The sequence below is a fragment of the Catenulispora yoronensis genome, assembly GCF_039531695.1.
Taxonomy (GTDB): domain Bacteria; phylum Actinomycetota; class Actinomycetes; order Streptomycetales; family Catenulisporaceae; genus Catenulispora; species Catenulispora yoronensis.
Genome location: NZ_BAAAQN010000006.1, coordinates 193,590 through 207,048, shown reverse-complemented (window position 1 = coordinate 207,048; position 13,459 = coordinate 193,590). Strand labels below are relative to the sequence as shown.

Here is a 13,459-nt window from a genome sequence, read left to right as displayed (position 1 = left end):
CCTACACGCATCGTAACGGTCCTGTGTCCGAGATTTGGCGTCCGGTCCGTGAAACGAGACACGCAAGTCCCTGCGCCAGGCTGCTCAGCTGGAGCCGGGCGTGGCACAGCGAAGGGACGAGTCACGCTGCGGGCCGAGGTTGTAGGGCTCTTATGGATTCACGAAACCGCTGCGGTAGGCGATGACCACGGCGTGGGTGCGGTTGCGCGCGTCGAGCTTGGCGAGGATGTTCGCGACGTAGGTCTTCACGGTCTGGGCGCCGAGGAACATCTCCTTGGCGATCTCGGCGTTCTCCAGCCCGGCCGCCATCAGGCGCAGGACCTCGCGCTCCCGCTCCGACAGCCGCTCCGCGACGGCCTCGGGCCGGCGCCGGTGCCGACGCGCCAGCTCCCGCACGGCCTCGGGGAACATCAGCGTGTCGCCGACCGCGGCCAGCCGGACCGCCTGGACGATCTCCGCCGGGCGCGAGCGCTTGAGCAGGAAGCCGCTGGCCCCGGCCAACAGTGCGTCGTAGACGTAGTCGTCGTTTTCGAACGTGGTGATGACGACCACGCGCGGAGCCGGCGCCGGACCCGCGGCGTCCAGGATGCGGCGAGCGGCCTGGATGCCGTCCAGCGCGGGCATCCGGACGTCGGTGAGCACCACGTCCGGCCGGAGCGAGCGGGCCAGCGCCACCGCCTCGGCCCCGGTCCCGGCCTCCCCGATGACGGCGAGATCGGGCTCGGCGGACAGGATCACGCGCAGGCCGGAGCGGACGAGCGATTCGTCGTCGGCGATCAGGATTCTGATCGGGGCGTCAGCGGTCGACGGCGGGACCGGGACGGGGACGGAGACGGGCGGCGGATCGGTGGTCATGCGTCCCCCTCGGAAGCGGTGGTGTCGGTGGTGTCGGTGGTGTCGGTGGCGGCGGTGGCGGCGGTGGTGTCGGCGGTACTGGCGGCGGTGGAGGCGTCGGCGGCCTCCACGAGCGGCTGCCGACGGGCCGGTACGAGCGGCAGGCGTGCGTGCAGCCGCCAGCTGGTCGGGGTCGGACCGACGGTCGCGGTGCCGCCCAGCAACGCCACGCGCTCAGCGATGCCTTCGGCGCCGCGACCGCCGCCGGAAGTGCGGAAACGCGTGCCGGGGCGGCGCTGGGGGAGCGGATTCTCCACGGTCACGGTCAGTCCCGTGGCGGCGGTGTCCGCGTCGCCCTCCAGCGCCACCGTGAGCGTGACGACGCCGCCCGGGGCGTGGCGCAGCGCGTTGGTGAGTCCCTCCTGGGCGATCCGGTACGCCTCGCGCGAGACCACGGCCGGTACCGCGGCCAGGGCGGCCGCCGGATCGCCGGGAACGCGCAGCTCGACCGGGGTGCCGACGGCGCGGGCCGAGGCGGCGAGGCGTTCGAGGTCGTCCAGGTCGGGCCGGGGCGTGCGCTCGGCGTCCTCTTCGCGCAGCAGGCCCAGGACGTGGTCGAGTTCGTCCATGGCGCCGCGGGCCGCGTCCTCGATGGCCCCGAGCGCCCGGCGGGCGAACGCCGGGTCCTGGTCCAGGACCCGGCCGGCGGCCGCGGCCTGGAGGGTCACGATGCTCAGCGCGTGGCCGACCGAGTCGTGCAGCTCCCGGGCCAGCCGGTTGCGTTCGGCCAGGCGCAGGTGGGCGCGCTCGGCGGCGGCCAGCCGCTCGGCCGCCGACGGGCCGAGCAGGCGCGGCGCCGCGGCCTGCAGGACCCGGGCGCCGGCCCAGGCCCAGGAGGCCAGTCCGGCCAGCAGGAACAGCGCGGCCGGGGGACCGGCCCAGGCCGGGACGTCGCTCATCCAGGCCCAGCCGCTGCCCGCCGCCACCGGCCGGACCAGCAGCACGGTCGCGGCCGGCGGGACGGCCAGCGTCGCCCCGGCGACCAGGGTGCCGATCCCCAGGTGCAGCACCGCCCAGGCGGCGGTGCGGCCCCGGGCCGCGCCCGCGTCGCTCTCGGTCGCCGGCACCTCGGCGGTCAGCAGGGCCCGGACGGCGGCCACCTCCAGCGGCCGCACGAACCGGGCCGCCAGCGCCGCGCCCCCGGCCACCAGCGGCAGCGCGGCGAGGAAGGAGCCGAACTGCAGCACTGCCTGCTCCGCGTGCCCCGGGTCCGGGACCAGCAGGCCGGCCAGAGTGTTCATCACGAGGTAGAACGGCGTCACCAGCGCCCCGCCGAGGATCAGGAAGACCCAGCGGCGCAGCGCCACCCGCCCGAACGCCGCCGCGGCGACGGCCCGGAGCTCCCCCTTGAGGCTCATTCCGCGATCATGTCACGCTCGGTGTCCGCGGCGAACGCCTCGTGGTCGCCGGCGGCGGTGGCCCGGACCAGTGCCAGACCACTGATGGCGGCGGCCACGACCGCCAGCGCGTGCAGCACGGCCGCGACGGCGAGGTTCTCCGGCAGGGCCACGTCGGCGGGGCGGATCGTCAGCAGGATCAGGGTGATGACCAGCTTCCAGCCGCTCCAGGCGAACAGCGTGCCCGATCCGATCCACGCGGCGCCGGCCGGGATCCAGCGCGGGAGCCGCCCCGGCCGGTCCCGCCGCAGCCGGGATATGGAGATCGCCATGATGACGGCCCACAGGCCGGAGACGCCGTTCAGGATCCGCCAGCTCGCGTCGGCGTCGACGGGATGGGCGACGCCGAGCCGGGAACCCGCCGTCCACGAGAGCCAGAACACGCCGACGACCGCGGCGAGGGCGGTGGCGATGCCGAGGGCGGCCGGCGGGAGATCGCGGCGCCGACTTGGGGCGGTGCCAGTGCCGGTGGCGGTGCCATTGCCGGTGCCAGTGGCGGTGCCGGTGCCAGTGGCGGGCAGCCGCACCGTGAACATGGCGGGCCAGCGTCGGCGCAGATACGCGGGCAGGCCGAGCAGCAGGCCCAGGCCCATGCCGATGAACCCGGTCTGGACCAGCGCGGCCTCCCAGCCCGGCATCGCCGCCGGATCGGCCTGCTGCCCGGCGGCCTGCTGCCGGGGCTGGAACACCGAGGTGAGCACCGCGTAGGGCAGCAGCGGGACCAGGAACCCGGTGGCCACCCAGGCGCAGAAGGCCAGCGGCCGGCCCGGCAGCCGCCGGCCCCACGGCCGGACCAGGCTGAGCGCGACCACGATCCCGGCCACGGCCATCCCGATCGTGGCCGTGTTCAGCAGTACCCAGCCGGCCAGGTTGAAGCCGGTGCCGACCGGCAGGACGCCGAACAGCGAGCCGATGACCCACGACGCCTTGATCACCACGTACGGCGTCAGCGTCACCGCCGCGCCGTAGGCGGCGATCCGGCCGATCCGGTCCCAGCGGGTCACGGTTTCCGGCGCCGGGGCCTGACGCGGCGGCGCGGTCCGCACCGCGATCACCGGGTGCTCCCGGGCCCCGCGGCGCACTCCCGCCGCGCCGACGCCTCGACCACCAGCAGCGCCAGCGCCGTCGCCAGCACCGCCCCGGCCAGCATCTGCGCCGCGCCGACCCCGGCGATCCCCCGCAGGTCCTCGCCCCGGGTCACCGGCGTGGGCACGGTGCCGGCCAGCTCCCACCACAAGCCCCAGGAGAACATCGCCGCCGTCCCGGTCCACGCCGCCACCAGCGCCCACCGCGCCGGGGCGCCGTCCCGCCGCCGCACCAGGATCACCGCCCCGATCACCCCGGCCAGCGGCACCAGCGCGAACACGCTCTCCAGCACGAACCGGCTCGCCGGACCGTCCGGATCCGCCGGGTGCCCCGCCGCCCCGCCCGCGGCCCAGTACAGGTGCACCCCGATCGGCACCAGCGCGAACACCCCCACGCCGGTGACCAGCGTCCGCCGCACCCCGTCCACGACGCCGCCGGGCAGATCGCACAGCCGCAGCGCGAACAACCGCCCCCACCGGTCTCGCACATGCAGGACGAAGCCCCCGGCCAGCGCCACACCCTGCACCCCGAACCCGCCGTAGACGAGGGCGAACACCCAGCCGCTCAACGACTCCGTCCCGCCCCCGCCCCGACCGCCCGCCCCGACGCCCCCCGACGCCGCCCCGGCCAACGCCGCCACCGGCGCCCCGACCACCACCGGCGCCAGAAATCCGGTGGCCACCCACATCGGGAACACCAGCACCCACGCCGGCACCCGCAGCCCCCACGGCCGCACCAGGGCCAGCGCCACAGCGACGGCGGTCCCGTCCATCAGCACGGTGACCGCGTTGGCACCGGCCATGGCGCCACCGCGCAGGGCGGATCCGTGCACGCCGACACCGACGCCGCAGATCCACAGCGCCTTGAGCGTCAGGTACGGGACCGCCGCCACGATCGTGACCGCGCACAGCGCCGACCGCAGGCGGCCCGGCACGGGGGAGGGAACGGCAGATGGAACAGCAGGCGGAGCGACAGGCGGAACGGCAGGTGGAGCGACGGGTGGTGCGACAGGTGGTGCAAGAGGTGGCGCGGGGCGGCCGGACAGGTCATCGGCAGCCGGCGCGCACGGCGGCCCGGAAACTGGAAGGGCCGGCGACGCGGGAGTCGGGATCGCGGCCAGGTCATCGGCGGCCGCCGGGCTGTCGGCGGCACCGGGTATTCGGGCTGTCCCGGCCGCCCCGGGTATCTCGGGCGAGAAGCCTGGGTCCGAGAAGCCCGTGCCCGACAAGCCTGTGCCCAACGAGCCCCGGTCCGACAAGCCCGGGTCCGAGAAGCGCGCGTCCGAGAAGCCTGTGTTTGACAAGCCCGGGTCCGAGCAGTCTCGGTGTGAGAAGTCAGTGATCGTCATAGCCCGAGCATCGCTCCGGACCGATCTGCCCAACTTCCCCCACGCAGGGGAAAAGGCTCCCCCATTTGGGGGAGCCCTCATCATCGTGCCGGACGGCTCTCGCGCCGTCCCGCTCGGGCGCTCAGCCCTTGTACGTGTGGAACCCGCTCGGCGGGACCATCGTGTCGAAGCCCTCGACCGTCTCCGGCTTGCGGGAGGCCGGGCCGGTGTAGATCGCCGAGGGGCGGATCAGGCGGCCGGTCTTCTTCTGCTCCAGGATGTGGGCGCTCCAGCCGGCGGTGCGGGCGCAGGTGAACATGGAGGTGAACATGTTCGCCGGGACCTGGGCGAAGTCCAGGACCACGGCGGCCCAGAACTCGACGTTGGTCTCCAGCACCCGGTCCGGACGGCGCTCGCGCAGCTCGGCCAGGGCGGCCTCCTCCAGCGCGGCGGCCACCTCGTAGCGGGGCGCGTTCAGCTCGCGGGCGGTACGGCGCAGCACGCGGGCGCGCGGGTCCTCGGCGCGGTACACGCGGTGGCCGAAGCCCATCAGGCGCTCGCCCTTGTCCAGGACGCTCTTGACGTACTTGCGGGCGTCGCCGATCTCCTCGACGGCCTCGACCATGTGCAGCACGCGGGCCGGGGCGCCGCCGTGCAGCGGGCCGGACATCGCGCCGACCGCGCCGGACAGGGCCGCGGCGGCGTCGGCGCCGGTGGAGGCGATGACGCGGGCGGTGAAGGTGGAGGCGTTCATGCCGTGCTCGGCCGCCGAGGTCCAATAAGCGTCGATGGCCTGGACGTGCTTGGGGTCCGGCTCACCGCGCCAGCGGATCATGAAGCGCTCGACGATCGTCTCGGCCTTGTCGACCTCGCTCTGCGGCACCATGGCCTGGCCCGGGTGCTCGATCGAGCGGGCCGACTGGGCCACGAACGACAGCGCCATGACCGCCGCGCGCGCCAGGTCCTCGCGCGCCTTCTCGTCCGACGTGTCCAGCAGCGGCTGCAGACCCCACACCGGGGCCAGCATCGCCAGCGCGGACTGCACGTCGACGCGCACGTCGCCGGAATGCACCGGCACCGGGTACGGCTCCGCCGGCGGCAGACCCGGGTTGAATTTGCCGTCCACCAGAAGGCCCCACACGTTGCCGAACGTCACGCGCCCGACGAGGTCTTCGATGTCGACTCCGCGGTACCGGAGAGCGCCGCCTTCCTTGTCGGGTTCGGCGATTTCGGTCTCGAAGGCGACAACGCCCTCAAGGCCCGGTACGAAGTCGGACATGTGTACTCCCTCTGTTTCTTTTGTGTGCCGCTCTAGTGCTGTGGCTCGATGCGGCCAGCTGGCTTTTGCCACGGTGTCGCCTTCCCTGGCGGCATCGCGACGACACGGTGGTGTCGTGATTAGTGCGTCTCTCCTATAGTGACCCTCCACACAGCGTGCTCTGTACCGGGGGCGGTGCTGTGTCTGGAATGTCACACGCGTTACCGTGGCTCCGTGGACTCTGAAGCGCTCGCCGCGCTCCGCCGGGAATACGGCATCGGAACGCTCCGTGAACAGGACGCTGCTCCCGCACCCCACCTCCAATTCGCCGTGTGGCTGGACGACGCCGTCCGGGCCTCATTGCCCGAGCCGAACGCCATGGTGGTCTCTACCACTGACCCGGACGGTCAGCCCTCCAGCAGGTCAGTGCTGTTGAAGGGGTTCGACGAAACCGGATTCATCTTCTACACCAACCTCGGCTCCCGCAAGGGCAGGGAGTTGGCGGCCAACCCGCGATGCTCGCTTTTGTTCCCTTGGTACACGCTGCATCGCCAGGTGATCGTCATCGGCGCGGCCACCAAACTGGACCGCGAGAGCGACGCCGAATACTTCGCCACCCGCCCGCACGGCTCGCAGATCGGCGCCTGGGCCAGCGAGCAGTCCACGGTCGTCCCGGACCGGGAGTGGCTCGACAAAAGGGCCGTCGAGCTGGCCGAACAATGGCCCGAGGGGGTGCCGGTGCCGCTGCCCGAGTTCTGGGGCGGGTTCCTGGTCCGCGCCGAGACGGTCGAATTCTGGCAGGGCCGCCCCGACCGGCTCCACGACCGCCTGCGCTACAAGCGCGACGACCAGGCCGGGGCCGGGTGGGCCCTGGAGCGGCTCAGTCCCTGACGACGTCCGTGGCGCCGGCCGGACCAGGTGCATCAGCTGCACCAGCCGTACCAGCTGCGTCAGCGCCGCCTGCGCCCTCCGGCCGCACAGCCTTTGGATCGACTGCGATCCACACCGCCTCGGCGCTCGCCACCGGCTCCCCCGAAGGGCCGTAGAGCGCCGAGACCGTGAACGTCTTGCGCCCCTCGGTGCGCAGATGCCGTCCGAGCACCACGTGCGGTGCGCCCGCGACCAGCGGCTCACCGTCGTTGAGCAGTTCCACGCTCATCCGTCCGAGCACCACCGGACGGCCCTCCAGGTCGCCGGCCGACCAGCCGCCCGGGCAGTCCAGCGCGGCCCACACGAACTCCGGCCCCGAGGTGTCCTCGGCCGGCGTCCACGGCGCGGCCACGACGCCGCGCCGACCAGGCACCGGACCAGCGAAGATGTGCAGCCCGGTGGGATGTTCCGGACCGCAGACGAAGCAGGTCGGGAACGGGTGGCCGACGGAACCGGCGTAGTCCTTCGACGCCGTCACCGCCTCGTCGTACGACACCGGCTCGACCAGTTCCCCCGCAGCCTCCACCAGCTCGGCCTCGGCGACCACGGTCCCGCCGTCCATCAGCCGCAGCACCTCGGTCTCCGGCGGCTGCCGCAGCGTCAATGACTTCTCCAACGGCGGCGGTTTGCGCAGCGTCACCTGCACTTTCGCGCCCGGCGTCGGTCCGAATTCGGCCAAGAACCGTTCGGCGAGAACGCCCGCGACGTAGCCGCCGTTGCCCGAGAGCGGGGGACCGTTGAACCGTCGCGCGATCATCACCATGTCCCCAGGCTCTCAGATTCGTGGCGGCTTGAAATTCTTAGGGACTCTTAAGCGAGAAGGCGCCCCACGAGAAGCAGATCGGCAACCAGTTCCTTATAAGCCGTCTCCTGGTTGTCCGCGCGCAACACCGCGGACGGATGCGAAGTCGCGACCAACGAGACCGCGCGCCGCCGCGACGGATCGGTCCCGAACCCGGCGTCCCCGCTCGGCGGCCACACCATCACCTTGCCCCGGTCCCGCGTCACCCGGAACTGCGGGCCGACCAGGGCCCGCCCCGCCGTCGCGCCCAGCGCCACGATCACCTCGGGGTCCACTATGGTCAGCTCCGCGCGCAGCCACGGCTTGCACGCCTCGATGTGCGTGGCGTCGGGCGTCTTGTGGATCCGGCGGCCGTTGGGCCGGTCCTGGAGGAAGCGGAAGTGCTTCACGCTGTTCGTGACGTACGCCTGCCGCGGGTCGATCCCCGCCTCGGCCATCGCCCGGTCGAACAGCTGCCCGGCCGGTCCGACGAACGGCAGCCCCGCGCGGTCCTCCATGTCTCCGGGCTGCTCCCCGACGAACACCACACGCGCAGCCGGATTCCCTTTGGAGAACACCGTTTGAGTCGGCCCGCTCAACGACCCGGGCTGGGCTTGATGCAGTTCGCATCCCTGACAGGACAGAGAAGCGGTGCGCAGCGCGTCGATCGAGACCCCGCGCGGAATCGGCAGCGACATCGTTATCGTTCCTTGATTTACGATGGGTGTTCCCCAGCTGAACCCAAGGACCCATTATTACGCAGGGGCACTGACAGAATCCTCAGATACCGGTTTCTCAGTCCCGCCACTCTCGCAGCGGCCGGATCGCCAGCACCGAGGCCGCCAGCCGCAGCAGGCCCCCCACCACCCACGGCGTCGCCAGCCCGAACCGCGCCGCGACCACCCCGCCGACCAGCGCCCCGAGCGGCTGCATCCCCCACACCACCATGATCCCGGCGCTCGACACCCGGGCCAGCAGATGCGTCGGGACCAGGCGCTGCCGCTGCGACACCACGGCCACGTTCCACAACGACGCGCTCAGGCTGGCGACGCCGAGCAGCACCGCGAGCACGATCGGGTTCGGGCCGAGCAGGCCCACCCCAATGCAGGCCAGCGGCGTCACCGAGGTCGTGAAGCGCACGACGACGCGGCCGCCGAGCCGGGCCACCGCGCGGCGGCTGACCAGCCCGCCGATCACGCCGCCGATCGCGGCGGCGCTCAGCAGCAGCCCGTACCGGTGGACGCCGACGTACAGCACGAGCGTCGCGTAGCCCATCGTGTTCCCGAAGTTCGCCACCGCCGACAGCATCGTCGTCGTGCGCAGCAGCCGGTGGCGGGCCAGCCAGGTCAGGCCTTCCTTGATCTCCGCGCGCAACCGGCGGCGCGGACGGTCCGGATCCGGGGTCGAGGCCGGCGCACCCGGCTTGGGCAGCCGCGCGATCAGGAGCATCGACACCCCGAAGGTCGCGACGTCGGCCCAGAATGGCAGCGTCGGAGCCAGCGCGAACAACGCCGCGCCCAGCGCCGGTCCGGCGAAGTCCCGGGCCACCGATTGCGCCGTGAACAGCCGGCCGTTCGCCGACACCAGGTGTTCGCGCGGCACGATCGACGTCATCAGCGGCTGCGACGCGCTCTTTGCCAGCGCCGCTGCCATGCCCAGTCCAAAGGCCAGGACATAGAGCGCGCCCAATCCCCAGCCGGCACCGCGAGCCAGCGCGAGCAGCCCGACCAGGGCCACGCACACCAGCTGCCAGCCCTGGGCCCAGATCGAGAGCCGTCGGCTTTCCGAGCGGTCGGCGATCGCGCCGGCCTGGAGCGAGAACACGAGCCAGGGCAGGGTCCCGGCGACCGTGAGCCCGGATATGAGCCGTGGATCCCGGGTGTAGCCGGCGGCGAGCGACGGCAGCGCGGCGACGAAGACGCCGTCGCCCAGGACGGAGATCGCTTCGGCGGTGAACAACAGGTGCCAGTCGCGGCCGAGCTTCTTGCCCGCGGTCTGGTCCGGCCGGGGGTCGGGCGGCTGGGGAGCCGGAGTCGTGGAACGCGCTGTGGAAGGCACAGAGAGTGAGGTCATGGAGAAAGACTCGAAGACCGCCCCAGGACGGAGCTACGATTTACCCCTCGCTAAATCCACCGGGGGATCAAGGGGGGCGGGCGATGGGGAATCCGGTCCGGATACCGATCAGCAACCACGAGATGGCGCGCGTGCGCTTCGCGATCTCGCCGGTCTACGAGGCGCTGCAAGCCGTCGACGTGCTGCACGTCCCCGGGAAGCACGGCATCCACCTGCCTTGGGTGCGCTGGGCCCGCCCGCTGCTGCACCAGGTGCCGGACCTGGAGATCCTGACCGGGTTCATCGGCCGCGACCCCCGCCCCGGCGTGCTGGTCCCGGTGCCGGACGTGCACATGCCCGCGCTGGAGGACGAGCTCGACACCATCCGCACCTCCGACCCGGCCAGGGTGCGGATGTTCTTCGACAACAACGAGCCGCCCGCCGACCGGTTCCAGCGCGAATTCTACGACGATCCGCCAGCCGGGCTGGCGCGGCTCGCCGCCGTCCTGCACCGGGTCTTCGACGTGCTCGTGGCGCCGCACTGGCCGCGGATCCTGGGCGTGCTGGAGGCCGACATCGCCTACCGCTCGCGGGTGCTGGCCGACTCCGGCGTCGCGGCGGTCTTCGACGACCTGCACCCCGAAGTGCGCTGGGCCGACGGGGAACTGCGGCTCAGCGGCGCCGGATTCAGCGCCGAGCTGTGGCCGCTGGCCGCCAAGCACGTGGCGCTGGACGGCCGCGCGCTGGTGCTGGCGCCGGGCGTGTTCAGCTGGCCGGACAAGTGCGTGAACACGAAGCCGACCACCGCCGGCATCCTGCACTACCCGGCGCGGGCGGTGGGCACGGTCTGGGAGACCCGGCGGCCGGCGCCGGACGCGCTGTCCGCGCTGATCGGGCGGACCCGGGCCGAACTGCTGGTGCGGCTCGCCGAGCCGGGGACGACGTCGCAGCTCGCGCAGCGTCTGGGAGTGACGGCGGGCGCGGTCTCGCAGCACCTCGGGGTGCTGCGCGGGGCCGGGCTGGTGGCGACCCGGCGGGACGGCCGGGCGGTGCTGCATCTGCGGACCGAGCGGGCCGAGGCCCTGCTGCGCTGACCGCCGCCGTACCGCTGCGCTGACCGCCGCCGTACCGCTGCGCTGACCGCCGTTGGACCACCGCCCGGAACGCCGCAGGTGGTGCCGCGTAAGGGTGGTGCTGGGTGGCGGGCATGGGAAACGCGTGGACGGTGCCCTCACCTGTCGGGGGAATGCGCAAGAATAGAGCACCGCTGTGCGTACCGGGCTGCGATAACCGGCGGCGAGTACCGAGAACAGCGGCCGTCGGGCCCGCGGGAAGGGACGGAGAACGTGAGCAGCGACCTCATCGACACCACCGAGATGTACCTGCGGACCATTTACGAGCTTGTGGAGGAGGGCATCGTCCCGCTGCGGGCCCGGATCGCCGAGCGCCTGGGGCAGAGCGGTCCGACCGTGAGCCAGACCGTGGCCCGGATGGAGCGCGACGGCCTGCTGACCGTCGAGGGCGACCGGCACCTGGAGCTCACCGAGGCCGGCCGCGAGCAGGCCACCCGCGTGATGCGCAAGCACCGGCTCGCCGAGCGGCTGCTGACCGACGTCATCGGCCTGGAGTGGGAGGACGTCCACGTCGAGGCCTGCCGCTGGGAGCACGTGATCAGCGAGGCCGTCGAGCGGCGGCTGCTGGAGCTCCTGGACCACCCGACCGAGTCCCCCTACGGCAACCCGATCCCGGGCCTGGCCGAGCTGGACTCGTCGGTCGGGGAGCAGGAGGCGTTCCTGGACGGGGACGTGGCGAACCTGCGGGACGTGGTCGAGCGCGGCGGCCGGACCGGCGCCGCGCAGAACCTGGTGGTCCGCCGGCTCGGCGAGCCGCTCCAGACCGACCCGCAGCTGATGCTGCGGCTGCGGCGGGCCGGCGTGCAGCCGGGGCAGACGGTGCGGGCGACGGTGTCGCCGGGCGGCGTGCTCCTGGGCTCGGTCGGCGAGACCGCGGAGCTGGACCTGGACCTCGCCGGTCATGTCTTTGTCACGGTCCGCGCGGCCTAGTCCCTGACGGCCCCGGACTGTCCGGGCGCTCCGGGCGCGAAGGGTCCCCGTTCTGGGGTACTCGGACGCGCCCGGATCGACTGACCCGGATCTTCCCGGGTTGGCGCGGAAATTCGAGTACGAATCCCCTGTGTGGGTGAATCCACGCTTTGTGATAGTCAGACCGCCCACAGTGAGCAAGAATGGCGAGGCTGTCCAAGAGTCTTTGGGGGTTCGCCGCTATGTCCTCGATATCCGTCCCGGATGCCGATTCAGGCGGGCCGATGCCTTTTTCTTGTGGGTCTCGGCGCCGTCGCCTCGTTTCCTGGGCCGCCGGAGCCGCCGCCGTGGCCGCGGCCGCCGGTACGACGACTTTCAGTGCGGCGCCCGCGCAGGCGTCGGTCCATGGCGTGGCCGCACCGGCCGCCGCCCCTGCCGCTCCCGCCGCCCCGCCGTCCCCGGGCACCGCCACCGCGGTCGCGGGCAAGGTCGATCTCGACCTCCAGCTGCTCACCGGGCTCCTCGGCGCCCTGCACCTCGGCGGCCCGGCCGGCCTCGACGTCCCCTTGGCGAACCTGTCGCTGGGCACCGCGAGCGCTCCGAACGCGAACGGGGACTCCGCGAACTTCACCAACTCGGTGCTGCGGCTGCGCGACGACCTCATCAGCACCCTGCACCTTCCGGGCCCGGAGGCGGACCTGCTGAAGGCGGACGCGGTCTCCGGCACCGCGCGGGTGATCCGGGGTCCCGGGGGCTACACCCAGGCCTATGCCACGGTGGCGAACCTGCGGCTGTTCCTGCCGCTGCTGAACCTCCCGGGGGCCAGCGCCGACAACGGGATCCTGAAGATCGACGCCGTGTCCGCGCAGGCGACCTGCGTGCCCGGCCAGAAGCCCAGCGTCTCGGCGAAGCTGCCGACCACCATCCTGCTGCTGGGGCGCCAGATCCCGGTGCCGTTGAGCGGCGACATCCCGCTCGACATCGGGGTGGCGAAGCTGGACGTGCACCTGTCCCCGGTGACGACGACGGACACCCAGGGCGCGTCGTCGGCCGTGGAGGCCAGGATCACCGTCGACGCGGTGGGTCTGGCGAAGGTCAGTGGGGCCATCGTGCTCGCCTCCGCGGCGTGCACGATGCCGGGCGCGGCGGCGGTGGGGAGCGGCGCGAACCCGGCGACCGGCGGTGCGGCGGGCACCCCCGGGACTTCGACGACCGGGACTTCGACGACCGGGACCACGGCGGTCGCGGCGGCGGGCAGTGCCAACGGGGGCACGGGGACCACGGGAACCACGGGAACAGCCACCGCGACGACCTCGGCGCCCCCCACCGGCGCGGCCGGCGGGAACGCCGACCACGACCTGGCGGCCACCGGTGCCAGCGGTTCGCTGCTGCCGATCGCGGGGACCGCGGCGGTGCTGGTGCTCGGCGGCGCGGGTCTGCTGGTGTTCCTGAAGCGCCGGACGGCGGGTGCCGCTCCGCCCGAGGATCCGGGCGCGGAGTAGGCAGAGCAACCGGAGAAAACCAGGAAGCCTGAGAAAACTGGCCGTCGGATAGGACCGGGCTGCCGGAGAAAATCGGGAACCGGCAGCCGGATAGGACTGGGCAGCCCGAGAAAACCGCGCAACCGTACCGGACCGGGCAACCGGAGCCATCAGCCGAATCGGCCGGCCGTCGCCATCGCCATCGACGTCG

At 72.8% G+C, this 13,459-nt stretch carries 12 protein-coding genes; 4 read left to right on the top strand and 8 right to left on the bottom strand.

What is annotated here, in order from left to right; all coding sequences use genetic code 11:
- Window positions 1–150: 150 nt before the first annotated feature.
- From ABD481_RS07555 to ABD481_RS07535, 5 genes are all read right to left on the bottom strand, one after another.
- Window positions 151–855: a response regulator gene (locus ABD481_RS07555; protein ID WP_344664818.1), complete on the bottom strand. Its 705-nt coding sequence runs from the start codon at window positions 853–855 to the stop codon at window positions 151–153.
- The gene (locus ABD481_RS07550) at window positions 852–2,252 is read right to left on the bottom strand and encodes a sensor histidine kinase (protein WP_344664817.1); all 1,401 of its coding nucleotides are present in this window, start codon (window positions 2,250–2,252) and stop codon (window positions 852–854) included. The genes ABD481_RS07555 and ABD481_RS07550 overlap by 4 nt, the downstream gene beginning before the upstream one ends.
- A complete protein-coding gene (locus tag ABD481_RS07545) occupies window positions 2,249–3,346 on the bottom strand; it encodes a hypothetical protein (RefSeq protein ID WP_344664816.1) in 1,098 nt (365 codons plus the stop codon). The genes ABD481_RS07550 and ABD481_RS07545 overlap by 4 nt, the downstream gene beginning before the upstream one ends.
- Entirely contained in the window at window positions 3,343–4,311 is a 969-nt protein-coding gene (locus tag ABD481_RS07540; RefSeq protein WP_344664815.1) for a hypothetical protein, read from the bottom strand. The genes ABD481_RS07545 and ABD481_RS07540 overlap by 4 nt, the downstream gene beginning before the upstream one ends.
- Before the next feature lie 535 nt (window positions 4,312–4,846).
- Window positions 4,847–5,983 (bottom strand): citrate synthase 2, encoded by a 1,137-nt coding sequence (locus ABD481_RS07535; protein ID WP_344664814.1) that lies wholly within the window; start codon window positions 5,981–5,983, stop codon window positions 4,847–4,849.
- Between the two features lie 213 nt (window positions 5,984–6,196).
- Between ABD481_RS07535 and pdxH the strand changes: the two genes are divergently transcribed.
- Complete coding sequence (gene pdxH, locus ABD481_RS07530; protein WP_344664813.1) at window positions 6,197–6,853, top strand: pyridoxamine 5'-phosphate oxidase; 657 nt, start codon at window positions 6,197–6,199, stop codon at window positions 6,851–6,853.
- On the opposite strand, the gene ABD481_RS07525 is transcribed toward pdxH, so the two are convergent.
- The 3 genes from ABD481_RS07525 to ABD481_RS07515 form a co-directional block, all read right to left on the bottom strand.
- Entirely contained in the window at window positions 6,843–7,655 is an 813-nt protein-coding gene (locus ABD481_RS07525) for a hypothetical protein (RefSeq protein WP_344664812.1), read from the bottom strand. The genes pdxH and ABD481_RS07525 overlap by 11 nt on opposite strands.
- A gap of 47 nt (window positions 7,656–7,702) precedes the next feature.
- Window positions 7,703–8,371, bottom strand: coding sequence for a UdgX family uracil-DNA binding protein (locus ABD481_RS07520; RefSeq protein ID WP_344664811.1), 669 nt, complete (start codon window positions 8,369–8,371; stop codon window positions 7,703–7,705).
- Window positions 8,372–8,468: 97 nt separating this feature from the next.
- The gene (locus ABD481_RS07515) at window positions 8,469–9,746 is read right to left on the bottom strand and encodes an MFS transporter (protein WP_344664810.1); all 1,278 of its coding nucleotides are present in this window, start codon (window positions 9,744–9,746) and stop codon (window positions 8,469–8,471) included.
- A gap of 83 nt (window positions 9,747–9,829) precedes the next feature.
- On the opposite strand from ABD481_RS07515, the gene ABD481_RS07510 reads away from it, so the two are divergent.
- The 3 genes from ABD481_RS07510 to ABD481_RS07500 all read left to right on the top strand — a co-directional run bounded on the left by ABD481_RS07510 (window position 9,830) and on the right by ABD481_RS07500 (window position 13,269).
- The gene (locus ABD481_RS07510; RefSeq protein ID WP_344664809.1) at window positions 9,830–10,819 is read left to right on the top strand and encodes an ArsR/SmtB family transcription factor; all 990 of its coding nucleotides are present in this window, start codon (window positions 9,830–9,832) and stop codon (window positions 10,817–10,819) included.
- A gap of 282 nt (window positions 10,820–11,101) precedes the next feature.
- Complete coding sequence (locus tag ABD481_RS07505) at window positions 11,102–11,788, top strand: iron-dependent transcriptional repressor DtxR (RefSeq protein WP_425559119.1); 687 nt, start codon at window positions 11,102–11,104, stop codon at window positions 11,786–11,788.
- A gap of 326 nt (window positions 11,789–12,114) precedes the next feature.
- Window positions 12,115–13,269, top strand: coding sequence for a hypothetical protein (locus ABD481_RS07500; protein WP_344664807.1), 1,155 nt, complete (start codon window positions 12,115–12,117; stop codon window positions 13,267–13,269).
- The last annotated feature ends 190 nt before the right edge of the window (window positions 13,270–13,459 follow it).

Excerpts from the sequence above, each read along its gene's own strand:
- ABD481_RS07535 (WP_344664814.1), bottom strand. The coding sequence starts at position 5,983 with ATGTCCGACTTCGTACCGGGCCTTGAGGGCGTTGTCGCCTTCGAGACC.
- ABD481_RS07515 (WP_344664810.1), bottom strand. The coding sequence starts at position 9,746 with ATGACCTCACTCTCTGTGCCTTCCACAGCGCGTTCCACGACTCCGGCT.
- ABD481_RS07505 (WP_425559119.1), top strand. The coding sequence starts at position 11,102 with ATGTACCTGCGGACCATTTACGAGCTTGTGGAGGAGGGCATCGTCCCG.
- ABD481_RS07510 (WP_344664809.1), top strand. The coding sequence starts at position 9,830 with ATGGGGAATCCGGTCCGGATACCGATCAGCAACCACGAGATGGCGCGC.
- ABD481_RS07555 (WP_344664818.1), bottom strand. The coding sequence starts at position 855 with ATGACCACCGATCCGCCGCCCGTCTCCGTCCCCGTCCCGGTCCCGCCG.
- ABD481_RS07525 (WP_344664812.1), bottom strand. The coding sequence starts at position 7,655 with ATGGTGATGATCGCGCGACGGTTCAACGGTCCCCCGCTCTCGGGCAAC.
- ABD481_RS07550 (WP_344664817.1), bottom strand. The coding sequence starts at position 2,252 with ATGAGCCTCAAGGGGGAGCTCCGGGCCGTCGCCGCGGCGGCGTTCGGG.
- ABD481_RS07520 (WP_344664811.1), bottom strand. The coding sequence starts at position 8,371 with ATGTCGCTGCCGATTCCGCGCGGGGTCTCGATCGACGCGCTGCGCACC.